This is a genomic window from Granulicella sibirica (genome assembly GCF_004115155.1).
GTDB classification, from domain to species: domain Bacteria; phylum Acidobacteriota; class Terriglobia; order Terriglobales; family Acidobacteriaceae; genus Edaphobacter; species Edaphobacter sibiricus.
Window position 1 is genome coordinate 1,948,676 of record NZ_RDSM01000001.1, and the last position, 26,587, is coordinate 1,975,262.

18 protein-coding genes are annotated in these 26,587 nt (G+C 58.4%); 5 read left to right on the plus strand and 13 right to left on the minus strand.

What is annotated here, in order from left to right; translation table 11 throughout:
• Positions 1–38: 38 nt before the first annotated feature.
• Positions 39–1,148: a glycosyltransferase family 9 protein gene (locus GRAN_RS08120; protein WP_128912407.1), complete on the minus strand. Its 1,110-nt coding sequence runs from the start codon at positions 1,146–1,148 to the stop codon at positions 39–41.
• A 665-nt stretch (positions 1,149–1,813) separates the two neighbouring features.
• On the opposite strand from GRAN_RS08120, the gene GRAN_RS08125 reads away from it, so the two are divergent.
• Complete coding sequence (locus GRAN_RS08125; RefSeq protein WP_161570894.1) at positions 1,814–2,755, plus strand: glycosyltransferase family 8 protein; 942 nt, start codon at positions 1,814–1,816, stop codon at positions 2,753–2,755.
• 233 nt (positions 2,756–2,988) lie between these two features.
• On the opposite strand, the gene GRAN_RS08130 is transcribed toward GRAN_RS08125, so the two are convergent.
• From GRAN_RS08130 to GRAN_RS08175, 10 genes are all read right to left on the minus strand, one after another.
• Complete coding sequence (locus GRAN_RS08130) at positions 2,989–3,270, minus strand: hypothetical protein (protein ID WP_128912409.1); 282 nt, start codon at positions 3,268–3,270, stop codon at positions 2,989–2,991.
• Positions 3,267–4,820 carry an IS66 family transposase gene (gene tnpC / locus GRAN_RS08135; protein WP_128912410.1) on the minus strand — a complete coding sequence of 518 codons (1,554 nt, stop codon included), beginning with the start codon at positions 4,818–4,820 and terminating at the stop codon, positions 3,267–3,269. Before tnpC ends, GRAN_RS08130 begins: the two co-directional genes overlap by 4 nt.
• An 86-nt stretch (positions 4,821–4,906) precedes the next feature.
• Complete coding sequence (tnpB, locus tag GRAN_RS08140) at positions 4,907–5,254, minus strand: IS66 family insertion sequence element accessory protein TnpB (RefSeq protein WP_128912411.1); 348 nt, start codon at positions 5,252–5,254, stop codon at positions 4,907–4,909.
• On the minus strand, positions 5,251–5,673 hold the full coding sequence (gene tnpA / locus GRAN_RS08145; RefSeq protein WP_128912412.1) for an IS66-like element accessory protein TnpA: 423 nt from the start codon (positions 5,671–5,673) through the stop codon (positions 5,251–5,253). Before tnpA ends, tnpB begins: the two co-directional genes overlap by 4 nt.
• A 252-nt stretch (positions 5,674–5,925) precedes the next feature.
• A complete protein-coding gene (locus tag GRAN_RS08150) occupies positions 5,926–8,208 on the minus strand; it encodes a right-handed parallel beta-helix repeat-containing protein (RefSeq protein ID WP_128912413.1) in 2,283 nt (760 codons plus the stop codon).
• 1,513 nt (positions 8,209–9,721) lie between these two features.
• On the minus strand, positions 9,722–10,543 hold the full coding sequence (locus GRAN_RS08155; protein WP_128912414.1) for a fumarylacetoacetate hydrolase family protein: 822 nt from the start codon (positions 10,541–10,543) through the stop codon (positions 9,722–9,724).
• A gap of 26 nt (positions 10,544–10,569) precedes the next feature.
• Positions 10,570–12,555: a YjhG/YagF family D-xylonate dehydratase gene (locus tag GRAN_RS08160; protein WP_128912415.1), complete on the minus strand. Its 1,986-nt coding sequence runs from the start codon at positions 12,553–12,555 to the stop codon at positions 10,570–10,572.
• Complete coding sequence (locus tag GRAN_RS08165) at positions 12,552–13,883, minus strand: MFS transporter (RefSeq protein ID WP_128912416.1); 1,332 nt, start codon at positions 13,881–13,883, stop codon at positions 12,552–12,554. Before GRAN_RS08165 ends, GRAN_RS08160 begins: the two co-directional genes overlap by 4 nt.
• Before the next feature lie 8 nt (positions 13,884–13,891).
• On the minus strand, positions 13,892–14,824 hold the full coding sequence (locus GRAN_RS08170) for an RraA family protein (RefSeq protein WP_128912417.1): 933 nt from the start codon (positions 14,822–14,824) through the stop codon (positions 13,892–13,894).
• A 16-nt stretch (positions 14,825–14,840) separates the two neighbouring features.
• Entirely contained in the window at positions 14,841–16,220 is a 1,380-nt protein-coding gene (locus tag GRAN_RS08175; protein ID WP_128912418.1) for a mandelate racemase/muconate lactonizing enzyme family protein, read from the minus strand.
• A gap of 145 nt (positions 16,221–16,365) precedes the next feature.
• Here GRAN_RS08175 and GRAN_RS08180 point away from each other — a divergent pair, with 145 nt between their 5' ends.
• Both GRAN_RS08180 and GRAN_RS08185 read left to right on the plus strand, forming a co-directional pair.
• Entirely contained in the window at positions 16,366–17,658 is a 1,293-nt protein-coding gene (locus GRAN_RS08180) for an MFS transporter (protein ID WP_241654408.1), read from the plus strand.
• A gap of 182 nt (positions 17,659–17,840) precedes the next feature.
• Positions 17,841–20,483 (plus strand): DUF7948 domain-containing protein, encoded by a 2,643-nt coding sequence (locus tag GRAN_RS08185; RefSeq protein ID WP_128912419.1) that lies wholly within the window; start codon positions 17,841–17,843, stop codon positions 20,481–20,483.
• A 345-nt stretch (positions 20,484–20,828) separates the two neighbouring features.
• Here the strand turns inward: GRAN_RS08185 and GRAN_RS08190 are convergent, their stop codons facing one another.
• Entirely contained in the window at positions 20,829–21,632 is an 804-nt protein-coding gene (locus GRAN_RS08190) for an SDR family NAD(P)-dependent oxidoreductase (RefSeq protein WP_128912420.1), read from the minus strand.
• Between the two features lie 28 nt (positions 21,633–21,660).
• Positions 21,661–22,695: a galactitol-1-phosphate 5-dehydrogenase gene (locus GRAN_RS08195; protein WP_128912421.1), complete on the minus strand. Its 1,035-nt coding sequence runs from the start codon at positions 22,693–22,695 to the stop codon at positions 21,661–21,663.
• A 350-nt stretch (positions 22,696–23,045) separates the two neighbouring features.
• Here GRAN_RS08195 and GRAN_RS08200 point away from each other — a divergent pair, with 350 nt between their 5' ends.
• Both GRAN_RS08200 and GRAN_RS08205 read left to right on the plus strand, forming a co-directional pair.
• Positions 23,046–24,128, plus strand: a complete 1,083-nt coding sequence (locus tag GRAN_RS08200) for an acyltransferase family protein (protein ID WP_128912422.1) — start codon at positions 23,046–23,048, stop codon at positions 24,126–24,128.
• A gap of 199 nt (positions 24,129–24,327) precedes the next feature.
• Positions 24,328–26,508: a tetratricopeptide repeat protein gene (locus GRAN_RS08205; RefSeq protein ID WP_161570895.1), complete on the plus strand. Its 2,181-nt coding sequence runs from the start codon at positions 24,328–24,330 to the stop codon at positions 26,506–26,508.
• Positions 26,509–26,587 lie beyond the last annotated feature (79 nt).

A 26,587-nucleotide genomic window follows, 5' to 3' on the forward strand; every position in this document is an offset into this window, starting at 1 on the left:
GCAACAAAGCTGTTTCGATACCGACACCATCTCAGCGTTCAAAGCGACGGAGGTAAACGCTTTGTGACCTCTCCGAGCACTTCATCCACGGTGATTGAGAGAACGCAGCGCTTTTTTTCGACGGTGCACGTCTGCAGCCGGCAACCCGAGCAGGATACGCGGTGATAGAACACCTTGTGCTGGTCTCCATATGGGAACCAGATGCCCGGCAAATTGCGCCCGCCGTAGATTGCAACGCAGGTAGTCTGAACTGCTGCTGCAAGATGGGTCGGGCCGGAGTCGTGACCAAGGTAAAGAACTGAACGGCCCATGACCGCTGCGCTTTCACGAGGGGATAACTGACCACACAGGTTGAGGACCGGATTTACAGAGCGTGCTCGCCAGCCGGAGGCCGCGAACTCGCTCATTTCGGCCTCGACAGCTGCTCCGCAAATGACCAATGCCAAGTTTGGATAGAGGTCGGCGAGCCTCTCGAGCAATGCTTTCCAGTTGTGCTGCTCCCAATCATTTGATTGATTCTTTGTCCCGAAACTTACGGACAGGAATCCCCGGCGGCCGAGGGGTTCGAGCACCTGTGACGCCCGCTTCTGTTCTTTCTCGGTCAGATGCAGATCCCAACTTGCTGGGTCTGCTAAGCGCGCATCGCCGATCTCAGAGAGATTGCGGGCGAGCCTAGAGCTTTCGTGTTCGAACATTTCTCCGGCATCTGGTTCCGCCGGGGAGGCTCCCAGCGAGCGAGTACAGACCATGTCTTCCGTGATCGGGACGCCTACCAAATTACGAACTCCACACAGACGAAAGAATCTTTCATCGCGCTTTGCTAAGGCCACAGCCCTCGAGCCGTTCATATAGACCAAGAGTCCAGGTCGCCAGCGCAACAGGTTCCACCAGAGACGTAGCAACAGGAACGGGTTACGGGTCGCGTATGGATATTGGAGATAACCATGAATCAGACCTGTGCCATCGAGAATCGCCGATGCTGCCGGAGCCTTTGCGTTTGGAGGAATGCTGGTAAGCATGCGCCTTTCGGCATCCGGAAACGCGCGAGCAACCAGGTGCAACGCAGGCAGTGCGACGAGCGTGTCTCCCAAGCTGCCCAGACGGTAAATCAGAACTCTTTCAGGCTTTTGCTTCGCGTTAGTGGCCATGGCTGATTGCTCTTTTGTTCATTTGAATAATGAAGGATGCATGATGTTTTCGCGGGCGTCCGCGATTTGCGGTTGATTCATGAGGGGCATCGTCGACACAAAGCGACGTGGCTGTATGCGCTATGGTTACGACGGCGAAGATGCCAGCAAAGCTGATAAACTTTAGCACGATTGCCCCGAAAGAGGGGTAAGGTTGCGTGGCAGTTGGAGCTCCTTGTCTTTGTGGTGATTGGCCGTCACCCGGGTGCATTCCAGCTGATCACCATCGAGGTAGGACGCGTAGGACTCTAGGCGGCGCACAAGGCCGTCACCCTAGCCGACTCGTGGAACTACAGGGGTGATCGCTTGATGGGGACGCTACAGCTTTACCTAAGGCACCGGGCAGTAACCGAACTCCTGCACTGCAGTCGACCTGACCTTTTAACTATTCTAATCAACGACGTTGACAACGCCCGCATCTCATCCCCGGGTAGGTAGAGTCGTTGATTGCATGAGACTTCTGCTTCGGCTAGAATCCGTTTGTCTCGTAGACGGACAAAAAAAGAGGCTCATGAAGGAGTTGCTGCTTCTGGTTGGAACAGTGATGCGGCAAACTTTGGATGATACAACTATAGACGTCTTCTTGACGGCGAGAGCCGTGCGTTAGATTTCCCATGGGTGTTTGCATGCTGATCACAGTACTATATTGCATTGACGCAAGATACTGGCAGCATGTTGGGGTGTCGATAGCCTCAGTGTTAGCTAACAATACTAGAAATAAACTACGCATATATATAGCTTCCACCGAGACGAACGAAGAACAACTGAGAGTTATACAGTCACTTGTGTCGCCCGACGCCGGCAGCGTAGAGGCGATCGTCTATAAGGATCCATCAAGCTATCAGAACCTACCGACGCATGGGCACCTTACTGCGGCAGTGTACTTGCGCCTTTTTGCCACCGAGTACCTCGATCCAAGCGTTGAAAAGGTTCTGTATTTAGATAGCGATACGATCGTGCTGGCTGACCTTGGGGAGCTCTGGCAGTTCGATCTCGGCGACGCATTTCTTGGGGCTGTCCCCGAGCCTTATGATTACTCGCAGCGCCACCCACTTGGATTCGGTCCCGATGATCTCTATATCAACGCGGGGGTTATGTTACTCAACCTTGCGAAATGGCGCGCAGAGCGAATAGTCCCAAAGTTTCTGGATTTCGCATACGAGAATAAGAGTCTATTGTTTAGCCTCGAACAAGATGTCATCAATTCAGTACTGCGTGGGAGTATCCGAGACATCGGATATGAGTGGAATTGGCAGGCAGTCTTTCCGCGTTTTTCGCATAAAGATCTCGGATTGTCGGCTGAGCGGTACGCAGAGCTTCGCCGTCATCCAAAGATTGTTCACTTCTTGTCACGGTACAAACCGTGGTATTTTCGCTGGCAGCCGCATTACAAAAAGGTCTATTACTCCGCTCTCGCGCAGACGCCATGGCGCGGCTATATCCCGCCTGACAAAAAACTACGAAATGTTCCGGTTATGATCTCAAAAGTCTTACAACAGAAGCTCGAATGGTATCTTCCTTCGGTTGCAAAAAAGCTGAGAGGGTCGCGATCTCTGATCGATCGTTAGGCGTAAAACCGGTCTTATCGTGACACGACGATAGGGTGTGTTTGCCATGACCATCGGGCTGGTGACTCAGAAGCTGACCGTCGTTCCTGCCTAGCCTTTGAACTTCGCTTTTTTGTTTCCTGCATTTCCGAGATGAAGAGTAAGCGTGACGCTCTGGCCGTCTTGACTATTTGTTGAAGACAGGTTGTGTCCACAACCGCGTAGTGGACACAACCTGTGTGAGGTTGGATCTGCTATTTGCCTTTGGGACGCTGGTTGACTTCGTCGGTGAAGATGTCTTCGGTGAGGGCAAGTCCGATGGCAGAGTCAAGGCGGGTCAGCAGCTCCGTGAGGGTCTCGTTCTTGCGACCGACGAGCATCGCGATGGAAGCATGCTGGTCTGCGGCGGTGGCTACGCAGCCGACGGGGTTAACGATGCCGATGGTCACTTCGCCATCCTCGATGAAGCTGGCAAGGTTAGGCAGGAGGTCCGCGACCGGATCGCTGGCACTGGCTGGCTCAGGACTCTGCTTCAAGCTGCGGGATGATTTACGAGTTCGAGACTTCGGGCGAAGTTCCAAGGCAAGAGCTCCTCGATGCGACGGATGGGATGTTCGGCGATGTGTGTCAGCAGATGGCGCAGATAAGCTTCGGGATCGAGCCCATTGAGCTTGGCTGATTCAATGAGGGTATAGAAGACGGCGGCGCGTTCGCCTCCGCGGTCGGAGCCGGCGAAGAGATAGTTGCGGCGCCCAACGGCGACGCCGCGCAGCGATCGCTCGGCGGCCGAGTTATCGATCTCGATGCGGCCATCGTCCACATAGCGCACCATTGCAGGCCAGAGCGTGAGGGCGTAGTGGATCGCGGCCGCCGTCTCGGACTTGCGCGAGAGCAGGGCGAGCGATGTGCGGAGCCAGAGGTGCATAGAGTCGAGCAGCGGCCGGGCTCGCGCCTGGCGTACGGTTCGGCGTTGGTCTGGAGATCGACCGCGGATCTCCTTCTCGATCGCGTAGAGCCGTCCGACCCGCTCGATGGCTTCGGTGGCGATGGGCGACTGGTGCGCTTCCATCAGGTCATAGAACTTGCGCCGGATGTGGGCCATGCAGGGTGCCTGCTGGATCGATCCGTCTTCGTAGAGCTTGTTGAAACCGGCGTAGGCATCGGCCTGGAGAACTCCACGGAAGCCTGCGAGATGACGCTGCGGATGCTCTCCCTTACGATCCGGCGAGTAGGTAAACCAGACTGCAGGAGGTTCGAGCGAACCGGAGGGACGGTCGTCGCGAACATAGGTCCACAACCGTCCCGTCCTGGTCTTGCCAGTGCCTGGCGCAAGTACGGGAACCGGTGTGCCATCCCCGTGAAGCTTGCTGGCCGACATCACATGGCGACGCAGGACTTCGACCAGTGGAGTGAGCAACGAGCTGCTCTCTCCGACCCATCTGGCCAGTGTGGAACGATCCAGCTCGACGCCTTCCCGTGCATAGATCGCCGATTGGCGATAGAGCGGCAAGTGATCCCCGAACTTGGCCGTAAGAACATGAGCGAGAAGGCCGGGTCCGGCCATGCCTCGATCGATGGGTCGCGAAGGTGCCGGTGCCTGCACGATACGATCGCATCCTGTGCAACACATCCGAGGACGGACATGGCGAACGACCTTGAAGCTGGCGGGCAGGTACTCCAGCATCTCGGAGACATCTTCTCCAAACTTCTTCAGCTTGCCCTTGCAGACCGAACAGCTCTCTTCTTCAGGAAGGTGCTCATGCACTTCGCGCGGCAGTTGTTCGGGTAGAACACGTCTCTTCCTTGGCTTCGACTTACGATCCGCGGTGGAAGTCTGTGGCGTCGGTTCCGGTGCCAGTGCGGCCTGGTTGGCTTCGAGTTCTTCCAGCTTCAACTCAAGCTGTTCGATCTGCCGTTCAACCTTCTCCGAGCTCCGCCCGAACTGCATACGTCTCAGCTTGGCGATCAGCAATTCCAGCCGTTCGATCTGGCTCCTGTGCGAGAGCAGCTCGGCATGCTGCAAACAAATCATCGCCTTCAGCGCTGTGGGCTCGAGAGTCTCCAGATCCGGCAGCAGAAAAGGCATCTCTCGCATGCCCGTAGTATGCCATGTTCCGAAGGCCAGAGAATACACAAAAGGTGCGTAAACAGTGGAGAATCGCACGCATAAACTTAGACAGTCATAGCCGGTTGCCAGGTCCGATCCGGTCGTCGCCAATCGATGCCTTCGAGCAGCATCGAGAGCTGCGCACGGGTCAGAGACACTTTACCGCTGTCGGCCTGTGGCCATACAAATCGTCCTCGCTCGAGCCTCTTCGAAAACAGACAAAGACCATCCCCGTCGAACCAAAGCAGCTTGATCAGATCGCCGCGCCGGCCACGAAACGCAAACACGTGACCGGAGAGCGGAGCCTGTTCCAGAGCCGTCTGCACCAAGGCGCTGAGTCCGGTGAAGCCGCGCCGCATGTCGGTCACGCCCGCTGCAATCCAGATCTGTGTGTTGGCAGGAGGAGAGATCATGCCAGCAGACATCCCAAAACGTTCTGCAATGTTCCGGCGTCCACCGCACCCACAACGCGCACCTTGCCCCGCGTCAACGTCAACTCGATCGAAGCTTCAGAAGAACAGCTGCATGTACGCCGGTCTGCCTCGCCCTCCCCAACGAGTCCATGCTGCTCCTCGACATCAAGGGTGACCGGCAGCAAGCACGCGCGAGGTACCTCAAGGTTCGGCGGAAGCGAAGGCTTGCACTCAAGCTGCCCTGCGTCGTACAGCTTGCGCCAGTAGAACACCTGGTTGGCGTTCACTCCATGAGCCTGAGCCACGGCCGCAACCGATACGCCGGCTCTGCGGGTCGCATCTACAATCAGCCGCTTCTCCTCAGTCGACCTGAACTGACGTTCCCTTCGTCTTCGCACGACCGGTTCAGCGGCTTCCATCCGTCCCCCCTCAAAGGAACGGCTTACGCCACTCCTTCAAAGAGAATGCCTAAGCGGAAAGGCGCCGTCCAGACGGTACTCCCATGACGCTTACGATGAAGACGGGAAAGATGCACACAGTTGTCTTCTGCAAGTGATCCAATAGCCGCTCTCATCTTGTTGAGAGCTCACGTTGATGCTGAAATGAAGGGGCCGGGTCAGTGTGAATCTGACCCGGCCCTTGTTAAGTACTTCTGGATCCAATAGGCAGCGCTACCTTGGCCCAACATGAAACATTGCTTGGCCGTATGGAATGGCCCCGATATCGCCACCCGACGTGCCTGTCGCACGTAGGGGCGAAGAAGCGCTGAGGGTGAAGTCGCTGGTGGCGGGATTCGAGAAGCCAGGAGAGCTTGTACAGAAAGAGTTGAGGTCCGTGGAGGCCAGCGGATTCTGAGTTGGTGGCCACAGAGTTAAGGCCTTGCAGCTGCCCCGAGTAGATGCCTGAGCGTTGTAGATAACCCAGTTTGGCTCGGAGGCGTACTGGTTTTCCCAAGCATTATTATGCCAATCCATTGGTTCCGCGTAGTGAGTGGATGCCTTCCTAACGTAGATCCCCGCCGCGTAGTTCATTGTGGTAGCACAGACAGGGCAGATCCAGCCGGCCGGATAAAAATTTGAGGCTTGAACACAGACATTATCATGTAAATGCGTTGTCACAATGTTCATTTCCATGGTCATGCAAGCGTCTGCCGTATTGAAGATCGTGTTATTGAAAACGTGCATGTCGGAGCTAAACGGCCACGCAGATCCTTCATACCCGTTATTAAGATCTATCCCGTCATAGTATGCAAAAGTCGCACTAACACCAAGATTTGAAATGACATTATGATCAAACGTCTGAGCCTGAACGGATGTTGGGTCAGGAACACTCGTGGAGAATCCTCCACCCTGAATTCCCTGTCCCAAGCTATCGTGAATGAAGTTATGAGAGACACCTCCGCCTGCGGTGCCCCCGAAGAAGATGTTGCCAGCCGAGTTATCTGTACACTCGTTATTACTGATCAGACCACCCTTATTCAAATAGTAGCCGGTTCTGTTTATTCCCGCATAGCCGTACTGGATGCATGCGGAATTATGGCTGCGCCCGTAGCTGTATTGGATCAAAGGGTAGCTAGACGTGACACCATTGACTGTTCTTGTACCGTCTAGACCTGAAAGCATGAAGTTTGCATGCGTTTGATCGATCCTGCCATAGTAGACGTCGATTAGACCCGACCAACTGTCTGAGATAGAATCGCCTCGTACGAGGTGAGGATTGGTCTCCCCAGCCGCTCGAAGGACGACGCAGCCCTCCAAACTTGCGACTCTACTCGTCCCACCTGCCCAACCAAGAATGTCTTGAACTGTATCTCCCGTATTCCAGCATGTTGCATGGGAAACGGAGATTCCCTCGTTGGTCCAGTACTGACCCGCTAATGAGGTATCCGCGTATGGATAGGACAAAACTCCACTCTTGAGCTGGTGAGCAAATTGAATATGCGTGACGCTCACATTATTCACTCCACGCAGTAGAATCCCATATGGCCTGTGCGTTGCGTAGAAGACGTGCCGACTAGGGTCCGATCCGTCCTGGAGATGGACGTAAAGTGTCTTCGCCAAGGCGCCGTTCTGAGAAGTGGACGCATAGTAGAAGGTTCCGCTATCTACTCGGCCATAGAACTTTAGCCCCGTGCCCGTGGACGACGAAACATTGATAACAGGCACCGAACTGCATCCCTGATTGACGGTGTAGCTTATCGAATTTACGGGTACACCTGAGACTGATGTAACCGTTCCCGCCACCTGACAGCTGACTCCGTTCTGGGACCCACCGCCCGTCGAAGAGAATGTGAAAGAGGCTGGATATCCCGTCCCACCATTGATGGAAAGGTACACCGATCCGCCTCCTATGGCCTGCACGTTTTGCAGACCCGTATTCTGAACAATGAACTCCTGATGCGTTGTACCACCCGGGGTGTTAGCTACAGCATAGGGGCTAACCCAGGCGCCGCCCAATCCCAATACACCGATCGTCGCCTTCTGCGGCATGTTAATGCCGTTCATGAAGGTGATCCCCGCTGCATTCGTTACAGCGTCCCAGGGCTGATAGACTGTCTGTCCGGTCGTGTCGTATTCACCTACGTAGTTTGGAACCGGAATCAGCTGGGGGGTCTCTGAGGTTTTGTCTATAAAGAGCTTTTGAGGCGCAATCGCCAATGGTGTCGAGTAGACGCCGTTTCCGAGGGATTGCCAGGTCAGACCTGTAAGCTGATCCGCGGCATCGATGATCGGATCAGACCCCGCCCCGAACTTCCCGAAGACGATTGGGGCATCCGCTGTACCAGAGCAGGTAGGAGGATTTGTGGTCAGAGTCGTCAAGGCTGCGGCCTTGACGAGGTTTTGACAACGGATATAGTCGTCGGTATAGCGCAGTCCGGCGCGAAGAAGTACCTGATCACCCGGTTGGAGAGTCGACGCAATCGAGTTGATCTTTGCCAACGTCTTGAAGGCCATGGACGGAGTAGTTCCGGTGTATGAGTCTGACCCATATTTACTGTTGACATAGTACGTGGTTGCGAGAGCCACGTTGGTTCCTATCAGTAGGAGCACCGTGAAGGACAGGGCCGGCCAAAGCCTTCGAAAGACATTCAAGCTTGAGTGCCCTGGGGAGTCTCTTTTAGAGACTAGGTCGCCAAGGAAGCACTCCACCGAGTGTAGCGTTAGGACACGTTCAGAAAGCACTCCAGCCCAGGAGCGAAGAGCAGCGAAAGCCCTTCCTTTGCTGGTAATTTTCGTCGGATAAACATCACAGGCATAGATCAAGCGAGACCTCCTCGTTGAGGCATTTGTAAGTTCGGATAGTATTTTGGGCTTCAAGGAATTATGGACCAAATTCGATTGCCAAACATGCTAATTCTCTTTAACTTCACAATGTTTCTACGGCTAGATTCTCCAGAGAACCTGCTGACAGTCATGATTTACGGCGTTATTTACTTATAATCACTGCACGAATCCATTGGGAGAAGGAGTTACATCAACTTGTGGCTGAAATGGCCGGAGCGTTTCAACACAAGCTAGAAATTTTGGAGCAGTCCGCAATCCTAAGAGGGCTGCGCAGGGTTTTGTGATCGAATCGCCAACATTGCGCGTAGCCGTAACGATGCTGGATTCCTATCCTGCGCGAGAACATAACAGAGCGAAGAGTTGGGGCCGAATTGAATAGCTGATTCTGTACGAGATGGCCCGATATGGGCCCAAACACCGCCCGTGTTTTCTCAAGAAGGCCCGAGGTGCGATCAGCTTGGCGTCGAGGGGATCATGCTGACGTCGTTGAAGACGACCTAACACGGATAAGTCCCATGTTTAGAGATTTCTTGAGCATAAAGCGGCATAGGGCAGGGCAAGCGTACGTTCCTCGCTGTGTCCGTGGTTCCGGAGTTATTTTGGGATTCTGTGGCCGATTATCTCCTAGATGAGGCAAAGCTGCAAATTTAATCTCACTTTTAATCTCGATGAGAACTAGGAAACTTCTACTGCAATCGATTGACCATTGAGCGTGCAGCTGCCGGAACACTCGAAGAGTCTTGGTTAGGAAGCTTTCAGATCCTCTTCGGTCGAGTAACTAGGCGCGACGAGATGCTACTTGGAGTTGAATACGCGGCTGAGTGCCGAGATGCGAATTCGGGAGAAATGTTCTGTGCTCGCCCAGATCACGTCCCCTGGCTCGGCACGAACACGTACTAATCTTGGGCGGTTTTATCCATATTTCTGCTGAAGGTCCAGGCAGCGAAACGGTCTAGCGAGTTGTTCCAACGACCGCCGCCTGGAGCGTACCGAATCATTGATTGCAATATTGTGCCCAAAAGGCATACGCGCTACCAAGGAACGCGCAAAGGACATCCGACCGCGCTGGGTTGGCCAAGAACAACTTCCATGAGCCGATGTTCCTACAGAGAGAGCAGGCCCCCGCCAGGTACCTCGCATGTCGACCTGCCGGGCATGCCGTGCGACTGTCGGCCGCAGCTATTCAGGACACACGGTTTTCCAGCATGCCGATGAACTCGATGGTGATGCGGATAATGTCTCCTGTGGCGAGCGTGAAGTCGTCTCCTGGGACGATGCCGGTGCCGGTCATGAGGAAGACGCCTTGGGGGAAGGTGTTATCCCGGAAGAGGTAGCTGATGAGCTCGAGGGGGTCGCGCTTGAGCTCGGCTAACGTGGTCTGGCCGGTGAAGGCGGTGGCGCCGGCGCGGAGGATTTCGATTTCGATGACGGTGGTTTTTGAGATGGGTTCTTCGGCGAGCAGGATGCAGGGGCCGATGGCGCAGCTTCCTTCGTAGACCTTGGCCTGCGGGAGGTAGAGGGGGTTTTCGCCCTCGATGTCGCGACTGCTCATGTCGTTGCCGATGGTGTAGCCGATGAGCTTGCCGGTCGGGTTGATGACGAGGGTGAGTTCGGGTTCGGGGACAGACCAGGAGGCGTCGGAGCGGATGCGGACGGCGCCGCCGGGGCCGACGGCGCGCCAGCCTGCTCCCTTGAAGAAGAGCTCGGGGCGCGGGGCGTCGTAGACGCGGTCGTAGAAGGTGCCGCCGCCCGCGTCCTTGCTCTCTTCCATGCGGGCGTTGCGGCTGCGGAAGTAGGTAACACCAGCGGCCCAGACCTCCTGGGCGGCGATGGGAGCGAGAGCGGTGGCGGGGTCGAAGGCTACCGGGGGCTCGACGGTGGCTTTGCGGACGGCTTCGAAGATGTCGGGGGAGCAGAGAAGGTCGTCCCAGCTCTCCGCGGCTACGGTGTAGAAGGTGTTGTCGTCTTCGACGAGGATGCCTGTTGCGGTGCGGTACAGTTTCACGCGTTTGGCCTTTCCTGAGCTACGGGTTATGAGTTCTGAGCGCCGCGGGTGAGCTGGGCGAGGATGGCGTCGGCGTCGTAGACGCATCCTCCCCAGACGCCGCCGCTGGCGTGGGTGAGAGCAGCCCAGAGGCGAGAGTCGTCGGGCATGGAGGGGTGCGGGGCGAGGTCGGGGCGTGGCAGCCGGGTGGCGAGGCGGCGTGTGCCTTCTTCGGGGGTGAAGGACTCGTTGGCTTCGCCTACGAGGTCGATGGTGCCCTTGAGGGCGGCGCGGTCGACGACGATCTGGATGGTGTCGCCTTCGAGGATGCGGCCGATAGGACCTCCGGCGAGGGCTTCGGGCGAGATGTGGCCGACGCAGGCTCCGGTGGACACTCCGCTGAAGCGAGCGTCGGTGAGGACGGCGACGTGCTTGCAGAAGGGAAGGTTCTTGAGCGCGGAGGTGACCTGGTAGATCTCCTGCATGCCGGCTCCGGCGGGACCGCCGCAGATGAGGACGATGACGTCGCCGTGGCCGACGCGGCCGTGCTTGATGGCGTCGATGGCGGCGGTCTCAGTGATGAAGACGCGGGCGGGGCCGGTGTGGCGGTAGAGGTTTTCGGCGTCGATGAGGGTGGGGTCAATCGAAGTACTCTTGATGACCGAGCCCTCGGGGGCGAGGTTGCCGTGGGGGAAGCAAACAGTGGCGGTGAGGCCACGCGAGCGGGCACAGTCGGGCGAGAGGATGACGTCATCGGGGTCGATGTTGTCGAGAGTGCGGAGGCGGGCTCGGACTTCGCGGCGGCGGGCGCTTTGTTCCCACCAGTCGAGATTGTGGTCGAGGGTCTCGCCGGTGACGGTGAGGGCGGAGGTGTCGAGAAGGCCGGCGCGACGGAGGTGGAGCATGACCTCGGGGACGGCTCCGGCGAGGAAGACCTGGACTGTGGCGAAGCCGTTGGGACCGTTGGGGAGGGCGTCGACGAGGCGGGGAACCTGGCGGTTGATGGCGGCCCAGTCCTCCGCGGTGGGGCGCTTGAGGCCCGCGGCGTGGGCGGTGGCGGGGACGTGGAGGAGAAGATTGGTCGAGCCGCCGAAGGCTGCGTGGACGACCATGGCGTTGCGGATGGCGGCGTCTGTGAGGATGTCGCGCGTGCCGATGCCTTGCTGGTACAGGCGGAGGAGAGCGCGGGCGGAGCGGGTGGCGGCGTCGAGCCAGATGGGTTGTCCGGATGGGGCAAGGGCCGCATGGGGCAAGGACAGGCCCATGGATTCGGCGACGACTTGGGCGGTGGCGGCGGTTCCGAGGAACTGGCATCCTCCGCCGGGGGAGGCGCAGGCCTTGCAGCCCATCTCGGCGGCGTACTCGAGGGTGATCTGGGCCTGGGAGAAGCGGGCTCCGATGGTCTGGACCTTGCCTGCGTCTTCGCCGCTCTCCGGCAGGAGGGTGACTCCGCCCGGGACGAGGATGCTTGGGTATTTGCCTGAGGAGGCGAGGGCCATCATCATGGCGGGCAGGCCCTTGTCGCAGGTGGCTATGCCGAGGACGCCTTTGCGGGTGGGGAGCGAGCGCATGAGGCGGCGGAGGACGACGGCGGCGTCGTTGCGGTAGGCAAGCGAATCGAGCATGCCGTCGGTGCCCTGGGTGCGGCCGTCGCATGGGTCGGTGACGGCTCCGGCGAAGGGGATGGCGCGACGGTTGCGAAGCTCGCGAGCGGCTTCGGCGACGAGCAGGCCGACCTCCCAGTGGCCGGTGTGGAAGCCGAGCGCAATGGGGGTTCCGTCGGCGGCACGCATGCCACCGTGGGTGGAGAGGATGAGGAACTCGGGGTCGAGAAGGCGGGCGGGGTCCCAGCCCATGCCTGCGTCCTGGGAGAGGCCGAAGAGGTTGCCGGAAGGCTCGTTGAGGAGCATCTCGGGGGTGATGGGCAGCGCACCGGACGGCCCCGGGGCGTGGGTCTTCAGATCAACGAAGAGCTTCGGATCGGAATCAAGGACCTGGGCGGCTGTGACGGTCCCTTTGGGTGCGTCGGTCATGATGCATTCTCTCGCGTTGTGAGGGTTGCGGCGGGAGGTTTGAGCAGGAGCATGAGGCCTGCGGACGCGACCAGCGACAACGCCATGAGAAGGAAGCCCGCTCGGGAGTCTCCGGTGACCGAGCGGAGCCAGCCTACGAGGTAGCTGCCAAAGAAGGCCCCAAGGGCTCCGCAACTGTTGATGAGCGCAATGACCTCGGCGGTCACGTTGCGGGGAACCCGCTCTGGAATCAGCGCGAAGAAGGGTCCGTAGGGCGCATACATACAGGCTCCCGCGACGACGAGGCCGGCGAAGGCTATGGGGAAATTGGTCGAGAACGTAAAGGAGACAAGCATCGCGAGGCCGGAGGCAAAGAGAAACGGCGTAACGAGCGCGGCGCGGCGAAGCGTCTTGTCGGAGCGCCAGGAGGCGAAGAGCATCGCGAAGATCGCGGCGAGATAGGGCACAGCCGAGAGCAGTCCCGTGCGGCCCATCGAGAGCGCGGAGCCCTGTTGGACGATGGCCGGGAGCCAGATGACGAAGCCGTAGACGCCCACGCTCCACAGGAAGTAGATGATGGAGAGGAGGATGACGTCGCCACGCAGGAGAGCTGCACGGACGTTCTTAATGGGGGAGACGGAGAGCTGTTCCTGAGTGATGCGGGATTCGAGCGCGGCGGTGGCCTCGGGGGTCATCCAGGACGATTGGGCGGGGGTGTCTTTGACGAGAAATAGCCAGACTATGGCCCAGATGACGGATGGGATGCCTTCGTAGATGAAGGTACGCTGCCAACCGACGGCCTGAATGAGGTAGCCGGTGATGGCCGACATCCACAGGACGGTGATGGGGTTACCGAGGATGAGGATGGTGTTGGCGCGGGAGCGCTCGGAGCGGGTGAACCATCGGGTGAGGAGGAGAAGCATCGCGGGGAATATGAAGCTTTCGGCGATGCCGAGGAGGAAGCGGTCTAGGGCGAGAACCCAGAACTGGCGGACGACTCCGGTGAGTGCGGCGAGGATTCCCCACACGATGAGCGAGGCGAAGACGAGCCGAGTCGCACTACGCCTGCGGGCGAGGATCGCTCCGGGAACCTGGAAGCAGAAGTAGCCGAAGAAGAAGATGGCTCCGAGAAGGGAGCTCTGGGAGCCGGTAATATGGAGGGTCGCGGCGAGACCGGCGGCCGCTCCAAAGCCGTAGTTGGCGCGGTCGAGATAGGCCAGACTGTACGTGACGAAGACAGCGGGAAGCAGGTACAGCCAGCGGCGCTTGAGGCTCGCCTGGCCGGGAGCGTTAAGTCCGTGCGACAAGTCCTGGGATAGATCGTGGGAGGCGGTTTGGCTTTGATTCATTCGGGCGCTTAGCGCGGCTTCCTTGGCTGGCTTCTCTTTTCGAGGATCGCATCGAACCGGGCACGTGTCATCTTGAGCTTGTCGGGGTGGGCGTCGATCCAGGCGGAGAGGGCGGCATACTTCTTCGCGTCCCACCCACCTTCGAACTCGGCGCCGTTCTTGCCTTCTTTATTAAGCTCGAAGTTGAAAGCGTCTTCGAGGCCGGTGAACTCGGCGTTCGAGATGGCGGCTTCGGCGAGGATGGCCGGGATGAACAGAACGCCATCAGTCTTCGCGAGGACAAGATCGCCAGGAAGAACCGTCGCCCGTCCGATGCGGATCGGCGCGTTGATGGCCGTAAGCGTCATGTCGGCCCACGCGGAGGGATCGTACGAGCGGTAGAAGCCATTGAAGTTCGGAATCTCGCGATTCTCTTCCTGATCCCGAATGGCCGCGTCGAAGACGAAGCCAGTGTGCGTATGAGCGGCGATGCCGTTGCCAAGGTTCGAGCCGATGAGCGTGCCTTCAACACCCTTGCCGAAGCCGTCCGCCACGTAGACATCGCCGATCTGAAGCTCATTGATAGGCCAGCTATTGTTCCCGCTGACGCGCCCCTCGGCCTTACCCTCGACCGCAATGGCGCGACCCATATCCGGCCGCAGGGGCATGTACTGCGCCGTCAGGGCGCGTCCGGCAAAGGGCTTCTCGATGTGCAGCGCCTGCCATCCGCCTTCGAACTGGCACTTGTAGCCAAAGCCCTGGAGATAGTCCCAAAGGTCTTCGATGGAGATGTCGACGACGCGCTTGATGAGGTCGTCGGGAACCCTGGGGCGGCCATCGGGGAAGCGCTCCCCCTTCCACTCCGAGGTGTAGAACATCATCTGCTCTTTGGTCATCTTGACCTGCGCGTGAGCAGAGGGGAAGGCACATACGAGAAGCGCGGAAGCTATGAACTTTTTCATGTTTCGTCGTCTCTCTTTAGCTGAACAACTGGTCGTCAAAGGATTGCTTGTCATCCCACATGGGAGTCGGTTCGAAGTAGCCGACGCCGGGCGCGAGGTGCTGGCGCATGATGTCGTCGTTGAGCGTGACGCCGAGGCCAGGAGTGTCCGGGACTGCGATGTAGCCCTTATTGATGATGGGCTTGTCGACCTCGTTGACGAGATCGTTCCACCACGGCACATCGAGCGAGTGGTTCTCGAGGGCAAGAAAGTTCCTCGTAGCCGCCGCGCAGTGGACATTGGCCATGCACGCGACGGGCGTCCCGGCGAAGTGCATCGCCATGGGCACGCCGTACTTGTAGGCCATATCGCCAATCTTGTGCGTGCGCAGGATGCCGCCCGAGGTGGAAAGGTCCGGATGGATCTTGTCCACGGCGTGCGTGCTGCAGAGCTTCTCGAAGTCCGCCAATTCATAAATATCCTCACCGGTAATGGTCGGCGTGGTAGTCGCGTCAGTGATCTCCTTGAGCTGTTCGGTGTACCACCACGGGATCACATCTTCCATCCACTCGAGGTTGTACTTCTCGTACGCACGTCCAAGGCGGATGATCGAGTTCACGCCGAGATGGCCCAAGTGATCAGTCGAGAGCGGAATCTCGTAGCCGATCGCGTCGCGGATGGTCGAGATGTACTCGCAGTAGACCGCAATGCCCTTGTCGGTCAGCTCATTGCCCGTGAACTGGTGCGGCAGCCGCTTGTCATACTCGACCGAGCCCTGGTCCGCAGCCTCCATGATCGTTCCAGGCTTACCTTTCAGCAAAACCGTGCCGACATCGACCTTGATCCAGGTAAGGCCGCGGTCCTTGCGCTCCTTGGCGATAGCGGCGAACTCCTGCGGCGTATCGGCCTCGGGCGTGTCGGCATAGATGCGGATCTTGTCGCGCCACTTGCCGCCGAGCATCTGGTAAATCGGAATGTTGTAGACCTTGCCAACGATGTCCCACAGCGCCATCTCGATCGCAACCACCCCACCTGCCTGCCGCGAGACGCCACCGAACTGCGCGATCTTCTCGAAGAGGAAGTCGACATTGAGCGGATTCTCGCCCAGGATGCGGCTCTTCAGCACCATGGCGTACTGGTAGTTCGCTACATCCCGCACTTCACCCAAGCCGTACACGCCCTGGTTGGTGTCGATCCGAATGATCGGGCACGGACTTGGGCCAGGCTTCTTGACTACCGTGTAGCGTAGGTCGGTGATCTTGAGGGCTGAGGGGCTGGAGTTGCGGTTCGCGTTCCTGATTGCCGGCTGGGCTTCAACCTTCTCCGCGAGCGGCCCGATGAGGCCACCGGCAAGGAGGCCTAGAGTGGACTTGAGGACGCCGCGGCGATCATACCTGGAGTTCTTGCTGCCAAACATTCAGTTCTCCCGTGGGTTGCGTCTGGTATCCGGAATTGTATGGGTTTGCGCCAACGTCCGGGAACCGACTTGCCAGAGTCTGGACGGCAGTGTGTGATGGACTCGCGCCGGATGGGGCGTCTGGGGTGGAGCGCTGACGACGAACGTGGTCGAAGATCGGGCGGTCGAGGTGCCGCGACGGCGATGGCGTATCGCCTGGCTGCTTGCGCTTGGCGTGCTGGTGAACTATCTCGACCGAGTCAACCTGTCGGTGTCGCACGCGGCGCTGGTGACGACCTTCGGGATCTCGACGGTCACGTTCGGGTATCTTTCGGCGGCTTACAACTGGACCTATGCGCTTTGTCAGTTGCCTGTCGGCATACTGCTGGACAAGTTCGGCGTGCGAAAGGTCGGCCGGATCAGCACATTCATCTGGGGCATGGCTTCGTTCGCCGCTGCGATCACTCCGAACATTCCCGGTTTCTTTGGAGCTCGGCTGCTGCTTGGCGTCGGCGAAGCGCCGATCTTTCCTTCAAATGCCAAGGCAGTCGGGCTGTGGTTTCCGAAGAAGGAAAGAAGCTTCTCGACCTCGCTCTTCGACTCCTCGGCAAAGCTGGCTTCCGCATTGGGCGTGCCGTTGGTTGGCATGCTTCTCATCCGGGTGGGCTGGCGATGGAGCTTCGCCGCCACCGGACTCATCAGCCTCGGATACTTCGTGCTCTTCTCCCGCGTCTACCGCGACCCGAAAGAGGATCCGAAGCTAACTGAAGTAGAGCGGAACTACATCGAGCGCGATGATGGCGTGTCCCTGCAGCCGGAGCCGCCGCCGGCCTCCATCGGCTACCTGATGCGCCAAAAAAAGATGATTGGACTCGCACTTGGCTTCGGCGCGTACAACTACGTCTTCTACCTTCTGCTGACGTTCCTTCCGACCTATCTTTCGTCGGCCCTCGGAGTCGATCTTCTCCACTCGTTCCTCTACACCGGCGTGCCATGGCTCTTCGCCACATGTACGGAATTGATCACCGGCTATATCGCGGACAGGCTGATTCAGCGCGGATGGGACGCGAACCCGGTGCGGAAGACAGTGCTTGTCTGCGGGACAGCGTTCGGCCTTGGGATCTTCGGCGCGGCGCATGCGACGACGCCAACCGAGGCGCTCCTGTGGATCAGCATGTCGATCAGCGGCCTCTCCGCCGCATCCTCGATCGGCTGGTGTATCCCAGCGCTCATCGCGCCGCGGGGCAGCGTGGGGTCGGTGGGCGCGATCACGAATCTCTCAGGCCAGATCTCGGGAATTGTCGCGCCGATCCTCACCGGATACGTCGTGTCGGTGACGCACTCATACGTTTGGGTATTCGCAATCCCGGCGATCTATCTACTCATCGGCATCAGCGGGTACGTCTTCCTTCTGGGACGGCTGACGCAAATCCCACCGCAGCCTGTCCCGTCGGCATAGTGCAAGTTCCCTCCTGTAGCTTCTGCAACTTGGCGATCCTTGATGTTAAATGACCGCGCCTGGTCATAAAGAGCTTGACTCTTCTCCCAGGGATAAGTCACATTCTCTCCGTCCCACATGGGCTACGTCTGTCGCACGCAATGACCGCTACCTCCCGGAGCGGACGCGTTAATGGAGAAGTGATGACTAAGCGTTTCCTCGTCCTCGTATGTGCATCTCTCTTGTCTGTCGATTCTTCCACCGCGAGAGCTGTAGATCGTTCTCCCGCCGCGCCGTCCGTATCTGCCGTAAAAGGCTTTGGGGACATCCCTCTTAGCTTTGCCGCCAACCAGGGCCAGGCCGACCCGGACGTCAGCTTCCTCACTTCGGGAAGTGGCTACTCCGTCCTACTCACCGGAGACGGAGCGCTGATGAAGCTCGGGCATCCCGCAAATCCGAAATCTTCTTCGTCTCCCCGCACGCAGAAGCCAGAGGAGGAGACCACGATCCGTATGCAGTTGCTTGGATCCAGGCCAGCGGAGAAGGTGTCCGGATTGGATGAACTCCCCGGCAAGGTCAACTACCTTATGGGAAACGATCGAGCTAACTGGCACACCGGTATTCCGACCTTTGCCAGGGTAAAATACGCCGGCGTCTACCCCGGCGTTGACATGGTGTATTACGGCAACCAGAAGCAGTTGGAGTTTGACTTCGTGCTCCAACCCGGGTCGGACCCAGGCAAGCTTGGGTTGAGGTTTAGCGGAGATGCTCTTGGCAAGGGCAAGCGGCTGAACATCAATGCTAAGGGCGACCTCGTCATCTCGGGTAGCGATGAACACGTGATCCTGAAGAAACCCTTGCTCTATCAAACCGGTCGCGAGAAAGACCTGGCCCTTCGCCATCCCGTGGAGGGAGGCTTCGTCCTCTCCGGAGACGGCGACATCCGATTCCAAATCGGAGACTACGACCGGAGCAAGCCACTCATCATCGATCCGACTCTCACCTACTCGACTCTTATAGGAAGTTACGCGGAGGGGATGTTGTTCGCAGTCGACCCCGCAGGAAACTCTTATATTGCTGGTGGAACCTATGGACCCGGTCTTCCAATAACGCCCGGCGTGGTTAAGCCAACGTGTAACTACGCCTGTCCCTTCGTTGCAAAGCTCAATGCGTCCGGAACGGCAGTGGTGTACGTCACTTACTTTGGGTCGCCTACCGCTTTCGGCAGTGATTACTTTGAAGGAGTCGCGGGGGATGCGTCCGGAAATGTATACCTAAGTGGATTCACGCAGTCAGCGGACTTTCCGACGACCCCAGGCGCCTATCAGACGACCTTCAGCGCTCCTGGAGTGGTCTTTCTCTCCAAGCTCAACGCCACCGGATCTGCGCTTATCTTCTCGACTCTTTTCGGACATGGAGGAAACGCCTCTCCAGGTCCGATAGCCCTGGATAGCACGGGCGACATTTATCTCGCAGGCGGAACAACGACTTCGTCCGACTTTCCCGCGACACCCGGCGTATTTCAGCCAGGACCCATCAAGGCACCATACGACGAGGGTCTCGGCATCGGATACGTAGCAAAATTTAACCCAAGCGCTTCGGCCCTCATCTATGCGTCAGAGTACGGCGCAGGGACAACCGTCATCCAGGCGGTGGCCTTGGACTCGGTTGGTGACCTCTATTTGACCGGCACTACGGACGAGTATGAGGGAGTCTTTCCGATAACCCCGGGGGCCTATTCGGATCAGGGGACCACCTTTGTAGCGAAAGTGAATCCTACAGCGACCAGGCTGGTGTACTCGACTCGGATACCTGGAACTGAACAGGCTTACGCGATGGCGATCGATCCAGCCGGTAATGCTTACATCACTGGAGTCGCCCCATATTCCGATCTTCCTGCAACCCCAGGGGCCTATCAAACCAATTGCGGATACATAGGCTATTGCGACGACGCTTTCGTGATCAAGCTGAATGCCTCGGGTACCGGTCTCGTCTATGCCACATATCTTGGCGGAACAGGTCCGCAAGATCCATATTCGGGAGAACCTGTCTTCGGGACGGGAGGAAACGGGATTGCTGCGGATGCACAGGGAAATGCCTATGTCGCAGGATCAACATCCTACTCAGGGTTCAAGACAACGCCGGTGTCCTTTCAGCGAGTATTCGGCGGAGCTTATGATGGTTTTCTAGTGGAACTGAACCCTGCGGGATCAGGGCTCCTCTACTCGACGTTTCTAGGCGGGTCATCATTTGACTATGCTGACGGAATCACACTGGATCCATCGGGGAACGCTTACGTCTGGGGCCAGACAGAGTCTTCAGCTGATTTCCCCACTACGCCAGGCGCCTATCTCCGCACGCCAACCAAGCCGAAGGATTTCATCGGCTTTGTAAGCAAGTTCAACTTCTCCGTGCCATTCTGTAGCCTCGCCGCCTCCGCCCTGATCATCGCTCCGGCGAATGCCTTCGAGGATGGATATACCCTGGAAGCCAAATTTTCCCTGGGCGGAGCTGACAAGATCGATCTCCTCACGGAGCAGGTGAAGATAGGAGTGGGACCGTACTCCGTCACCATCCCGCCGGGCTCGTTCAAACTCACGCCGCAGGGTTACACCTACCAGGGATCGATCAATGGTGTCACGACAACCTTCGTGCTTCGCCCGGCTGGCCCGGGCGATGCTCCGGCCTTGGCGGCTCCGCCAAGTCGATGCACATCGCCTGTTTACTTCCTGGCTGCCGGTGGGATTGGGACCCAACCCGGTTCGGTCACCAATCCGGTTCCGATCAGCATCAGCATCGGCAGCGATTCCGGCAACGTCAAACTGACGGCCACCATCGAACGCTGATCCCGTTGGAGCCAATGCTCACGCATCTCGCGAGCGCTGGCTCCGCGGAAACCGGCCAATTCGCAAGTCAAGCCAAGATGCTCCGTAACTCTAACATTCTAAAGAGAAAATGGCCTTTCTTGTAGTTATGGCCGATTTCGTAGAATGATAAGAAGAGAAGAAATCTTGCTGGATTGGCGGGCTATACCCGATTCAACATCCTGATATCAAGACGTAACTCCTTTTTTTGCAGTAATTTGGCTGCAACCCGTTTGATATGAGGATTTTGCGGGACATGTTTTCCGCATCTTGATCAAATAAAACGAGTTAGATAAATTTGCTACATAAGGGGGGGGCGATCAGCGATCAGATCCTCTCAGTGGGTTTTTTGAGTGTTGCGCGCATCGCTCCGGTGGAGATGCCTCCATCAACAAGCAGCGTCTGGCCGGTGACGTAACGGCTGGACTCCGAAGCAAGAAAGACGACAGCTCCATCCAGGTCGTTGGGCGAACCTGGACGCTTGAGGGGGATGCGCTCTTTAAGGTACTCAACCCACTCCTTATCCTGGTACATGACGCGATTTTGGGCGGTCTCGAACCAGCCCGGAGCGAGGCAGTTGACGGTGACGCCGTGCTTGCCCCAGTCGTCGGCAAGGCTCATGGTGAGCTGACGGATTCCGCCGCGACTCGCCCCATACGGACCAAGACCGGCATACCCGGCGACGCTGGTCACCGAACCGATATTAATAATGCGGCCGTAGCCAGCCGGCACCATGTATTTCGCAATCTGCTGCGCAACAAAAAACGCGCCGCGCAGGTTGGTGTCGAGGATGAGGTTCCAGTCATCCCAGGTGACTTCAAGCGCTGGTTTGCGGACGTTGCATCCGGCATTGTTGACGAGGATGTCGATCCGGCCAGCGGAGGCGTAGGCTTCGGCGGCCATGGCCTCGATGCTCTGCAGGTCGCGGACATCGAGGGCAAAGGGAATGGCGCGGCGGCCAAGGGCTTCGATCTCGGCTACGAAGGGTTGGAGGTCGTCCTTGCGGCGGCTGGTGACAATCAGGTCGGCACCCGCGTTGGCAAGGGCGCGTCCGAGGTACTGGCCGAGGCCGCGGCTAGCGCCGGTGATGAGGGCAAACTGGCCGGTCAAATCGAAGAGGGAAGAACTCATCAGGCAGACACCACACTTTCCATGGTTTTCATCGAGGGTCGAGAACGATCTTCATAAGATTTGGTTCGCGCGAATGCAGGCGTTCGAACCACGATGGGCCATCGGCAAGGGGTGCGACGGCGGTGATGAGCGGAGCGACCTTGATCTTGCCCTCGGCGATGAGCTGCATCGCCTCCGGATACTCCCCGGCGGAGGCGCAGGAACCCTGCAGGCGGATCTGGCGGGAGACGACCTTCTGAAGCGGAAGGTTGACCTGAGGCGAGATGTTGCCGACGAGGGTGACCGTGCCGCCCTTGCGAGTGCAGTCGATTCCAGCGGCGATGGTCTCGTCGCGGCCCACAGCTTCGAGGACGACGTCGACGCCCTGGCCGTTGGTGAGCGTCTTGATCACGTCGAGGAGAGCGGCTCCCGAGGCGAGGATGGTCTCATCGGCTCCTAGGTCGGAGGCGAGTTTGAGGCGAGTCTCGTCGACGTCGGAGATGAAGACGCGAGAGGCCCCGTGGGCGCGCGCAGACTGCAGGAGCAGGAGGCCGATCATTCCAGCGCCGATGACGAGGACGGTTTCGCCGCCCTTCATCTCGGTGACAGCCACGCCATGCAGGGCGACGGAGACGGCTTCGAGCATGGCGGCTTCGGCGAAGGAGAGATTGCCGGGCAGGTGGTAGGCGATGCGAGCGGGAATGGTGAGTTCTTCGGCGAAGGCTCCGGCGCGGCGGAACTCCGCGCAGGAGACCCCGATCACCTGCCGGTCGTTGCAGAGGTTGACCTCGCCCTTGAGGCAGAACTCGCAGGCCCCGCAGTAGACGGTTGAGTCGAAGGTAACACGGTCGCCGGGGGCGAACTCCGTCACCCCGGAGCCGACCTCTGCTACCGTTCCGGCGGCTTCGTGCCCCATGACAATGGGTGGGATGCGGCGACCGGTTGAGCCGTCGTAGCCATGGACGTCGCTGCCGCAGATGCCGCAGGCGGCGACGCGGACGAGCAGTTCGCCGGGGCCTGGGGTTGGATTGGGTAGGTCGGCGATTTCCAGGTGCGAGTATTCGGAGAGAAGCAGGGCTTTCATGGGAGGCGTCCTTCGGGCCAGCTCGGGCGGGCTAATCTGCTTTTAGTATCGCCGACCATCGGACTTGAGGCGACTTGCTCCGACGAACTCCACGCCAAGCCTGAACGGTTCAAAAGGCACTAGGTTATTTGGCATCGGTTGCCGACCGAGTCTCTTGGGCGGAAGGGGGACGCGAGTGAGTCTCCAACGTACCGTTCTTTCCCGACCAAAACACGCTCCATCAGGACGATGGACCGGAGGATACTTGGGGCGCAGATCCCCATCTTCGGGGAAACGTAACAAAAGAAACCATTGCAGACAAGTGAAAACATCCACATACTTACAATGAACTCAACGATTGGAGAGAGCGCTTGGAGAACCCGTTAGAGAAGAGTCGTTCCATACCCTCGCTCGACGGGCTGCGCGCGCTTTCCGTCCTGGCGGTCATCCTGGGACACTCGCGAGCCGCATTGCTCGATAGAATCCCCTTCAATGCCGCCTTTCGTGACGGAAGTAAGGGAGTCGCCGTCTTCTTCGTTATCAGCGGCTTCCTCATCACCCATCTACTCCTGAAAGAACTCCGCCGCGATGAAACGATCAACCTAAAGCGTTTCTACCTGCGACGCACCTTTCGCATCTTTCCGCCTTTCTACGTATTCCTGATCATTGTGGCTGTCCTGGGGCTTCTGCATGAGATACAGGTCACCCGGACCATGTTGCTGATCGCGGCCACGTATACCTGGAATTATGCTCGTATTCCGGAGACCTGGACTCTCGGTCATTGCTGGTCGCTGACGTTGGAGGAGCAGTTTTATCTTCTCTGGCCGCTTTGCATGGCGAAGTTCAAACTTCGCACGAACCTGGGAATTGCCGCCGCAGTGATTCTTCTCTCGCCTCTGAGCAGACTTATCACCTACTATGCCTGGCCCTCGATGCGAGAGCGCATCGATATGATGCTTCACACCCACCTGGACACGATTATGACTGGGTGCCTTCTGGCGCTGATGCTGGAATTGAAGATCTGGCAACGGGTCACGAAGCTGGCGCTTTCCCCGATCGCGCCAACCGTCGCCATCGCTTTTCTCTTCACGGTGGACATCTGGGCAAAACAACGCCTTCGCGGTATGTATTTGCTTTCGGTCGGCATTAGTCTCGAAAACCTGGCGATCGCAACGATTCTGCTCTACGTTGTCTTTCGTCACGAGTCTCCGCTCGGCAAGTTTCTTAACCTCAAGCCGATCAAGCACTTCGGCATGATCTCTTATAGTATCTACCTCTACCAGCAGCTCTTCACCGGCCCGTACACGAGGCAGTTTCCTCTGAATATGTTGTTTATCGTGGCTGCCGCGGAGCTTTCCTACCTGCTTGTCGAGAAGCCAAGCTTCCGCATCCGCGATCTTGTGCAGAATCGTATCTTCTCCATCGGCAAGTCCAAGCCGCTGCAACAGGTTTAGGTCTCAGAGATCGATTGCTGCCTCCGATTCCCTGACGTGATGAAAGGTGCGGGTTTGCCACTTACTTCAGAGGGATACCGCAGATGCCGAGGGGCGGCGCATGATGGGGGCGGGCTCGAGGAGAAGAGGACACGTTGTCCGCACGGCCTGGCTGTGCGGCTCTATCACGTTTTGCCTTCTGGTGAACGGATCCGTGCCGATGAGAGTAAATGCCGGCGAGAGGGATCGGACCGCGCAACGGGCGGACCTCGCGCGATATCTGCTTCCGTTTGGCAGCAGCCCATTTCTACCGAGCGAGGCGCGGGCTTCGTTCTCGGGATTTCTCAAGCCGGAAGAGGTGCCTGCAGCCGCTTGGTGCGGGCAGTGTCATCAGGGGATCTACAAGCAGTGGCGCGAGTCGGCGCATGCGAACTCTTTTCGGACGCCGTGGTATACGAAGAACGTCAACCTGCTGATCGAGCAAAAGGGGATAGCGTTCTCGCGACACTGCGAGGGGTGTCATAACCCGGTGGCGCTGTTTAGCGGGGTGCTAACTCCGGACAGTACGGCGAAAAGACCTTTCGACGAAGATGGCGTAACGTGCATGACATGTCATGCCATCGAGCGGGTGACGGCGACGCGCGGGCTTGGAAGCTATGTGCTTGGACGACCGGCGGTTATGGTCGATGAGGCGGGGAAGCCGATGGAGGGGCTGCCTCCGACAGCGCTCATCCTGGCGCATCCAGAGAGGCATAAGGCAGCATTGATGCGGGGCGTGATGCAGACTCCAGAGTTCTGTGGGAGCTGCCACAAGGCGAACCTGCCGCAGACGCTGAATGGGTACAAGTGGCTGCGTGCGTTTACGACGTATGACGAGTGGCAGCAGTCGGGTTGGTCACGGGAGAGTCCGATGGCGTTCTTTCCCAAGAGCGCGACGAGCACGTGCCAGAGCTGCCATATGCCTAAGATCGATGCGGTCGATGTGGCGGCGACGAATGGGCAAGTCGCTTCGCATCGGTGGCTCGGGGCGAATACGGCGATTCCGACGAAGTATGACTATCCGGATCAGCTTGCGGGAGTGACGAAGTTCCTGCGGAACAAAGCGCTTCGGGTGGATATCTTTGCGCTTTCGGCGGACAAGCCGGCGACAAAGGGGCAACATTCGTCGATCGGGGAGATTACCGCACCGGTGGATCAGAGTTCGTTTACGCTGCGCGGCGGACAGGCTGTGACGGTTTCGGTGGTGGTTCAGAATACCGGGATCGGACATAGCCTTGTGCCGGAGCAGAGGGACTTCTACGAGAGCTGGATTCACTTCGAGGCGCGGGATGAGAAGGGTGGATTGATCTACGAGAGTGGAGCTGTTCTGCCGGATCAGACGCTCGCGCCGGATACGCATCGGTATACGAATCAGATTATTTCGGCGGGTGGAGAGCGGCTAAATCATCACGAAGTGTGGAAGGTGGAGGCGAGGGCTTACGACAGTACCGTCAACGCGGGACGAGCAGATCTGGAGCGATATCGGTTCGTGGTTCCTGCCGGCGTGCAGCGCGTGACGGTGCATGCGGCGGTGCTTTACCGGCGGTTTCGGCCGGAGTTTCTGCGTTGGGTGTTTGAGGATGGTTCGGACCGGGTTGAGCGGTATCCGACGGTAACGATGGCGGAAGATACGGTCAGCCTTGCGATTGGGGAGAATTCACCGGCCGCGAGTGCTGGGAAGCCGGATACCTTCGTTCGCTGGACTGCGTATGGGATTGCGCTACTGGATCGGTCGGAGTTCGCGGCGGCGGAGGCGGCGTTCCGGAGGACGATCGTCGAGTATCCGAAGCGGGCGGATGGGCTGATCAACGCTGGAATCGTGCTGTATTCGCAGGGCAGATACGTTGAGGCGCTGAAGGCGCTTGGTGAGGCAGATCGGATCGATCCGGAGAACCTACGGACTCGGTATTACGAGGGTCTTTGCTATCGCTGGCAGTACAGATACCAGGAGGCGATCAGGGCGCTTCTGCCGGTGGCGAAGGCTTATCCGCGCTTTCGGCAGGTTCATGACGATCTTGGGTGGATTTATCTGATCGATCGGCGGTATGTCGATGCGGAGGGTGAGTTCGAGGCGGCGCTTGCGGTCGATCCGGATGATGTGGTCGCACACAAGTGGCTTGCGGGCGTTTATACCGCTTTGGGCGAGAAGCAGAAGGCTGCCGATGAGGCGGCGCAGACGGCGCAGATGAAGGATGATCCTGCGGCACTTTGGCGTGTGCTCGGGTATTGGCGCGGGAACCTTGATGTGGCGTGGGAGGTGACTCCTGGGCATGTTCACGGAGTAGATGGGCTGGAGGATGAGGAGACGAAGAGGATCCTGAATACGCAGAATCCACCAAGTATGGTTTGGATTCAACATTGAGGGTTACCCCCCCTCCCTATAGCCTGGGTGTAACCTTTTTCTTTTGAATGAGTTACGCTGGTGATAACTTCTCTGACTA

What these genes read in the sequence shown, in the direction of transcription:
- GRAN_RS08120 (WP_128912407.1), bottom strand. Translation starts at nt 1,148, where the DNA reads ATGGCCACTAACGCGAAGCAAAAGCCTGAAAGAGTTCTGATTTACCGT.
- GRAN_RS08125 (WP_161570894.1), top strand. Translation starts at nt 1,814, where the DNA reads ATGCTGATCACAGTACTATATTGCATTGACGCAAGATACTGGCAGCAT.
- tnpC (WP_128912410.1), bottom strand. Translation starts at nt 4,820, where the DNA reads ATGCCTTTTCTGCTGCCGGATCTGGAGACTCTCGAGCCCACAGCGCTG.
- tnpB (WP_128912411.1), bottom strand. Translation starts at nt 5,254, where the DNA reads ATGATCTCTCCTCCTGCCAACACACAGATCTGGATTGCAGCGGGCGTG.
- tnpA (WP_128912412.1), bottom strand. Translation starts at nt 5,673, where the DNA reads ATGGAAGCCGCTGAACCGGTCGTGCGAAGACGAAGGGAACGTCAGTTC.
- GRAN_RS08150 (WP_128912413.1), bottom strand. Translation starts at nt 8,208, where the DNA reads ATGGCCTTCAAGACGTTGGCAAAGATCAACTCGATTGCGTCGACTCTC.
- GRAN_RS08160 (WP_128912415.1), bottom strand. Translation starts at nt 12,555, where the DNA reads ATGACCGACGCACCCAAAGGGACCGTCACAGCCGCCCAGGTCCTTGAT.
- GRAN_RS08165 (WP_128912416.1), bottom strand. Translation starts at nt 13,883, where the DNA reads ATGAATCAAAGCCAAACCGCCTCCCACGATCTATCCCAGGACTTGTCG.
- GRAN_RS08170 (WP_128912417.1), bottom strand. Translation starts at nt 14,824, where the DNA reads ATGAAAAAGTTCATAGCTTCCGCGCTTCTCGTATGTGCCTTCCCCTCT.
- GRAN_RS08175 (WP_128912418.1), bottom strand. Translation starts at nt 16,220, where the DNA reads ATGTTTGGCAGCAAGAACTCCAGGTATGATCGCCGCGGCGTCCTCAAG.
- GRAN_RS08185 (WP_128912419.1), top strand. Translation starts at nt 17,841, where the DNA reads ATGACTAAGCGTTTCCTCGTCCTCGTATGTGCATCTCTCTTGTCTGTC.
- GRAN_RS08190 (WP_128912420.1), bottom strand. Translation starts at nt 21,632, where the DNA reads ATGAGTTCTTCCCTCTTCGATTTGACCGGCCAGTTTGCCCTCATCACC.
- GRAN_RS08195 (WP_128912421.1), bottom strand. Translation starts at nt 22,695, where the DNA reads ATGAAAGCCCTGCTTCTCTCCGAATACTCGCACCTGGAAATCGCCGAC.
- GRAN_RS08205 (WP_161570895.1), top strand. Translation starts at nt 24,328, where the DNA reads ATGAGAGTAAATGCCGGCGAGAGGGATCGGACCGCGCAACGGGCGGAC.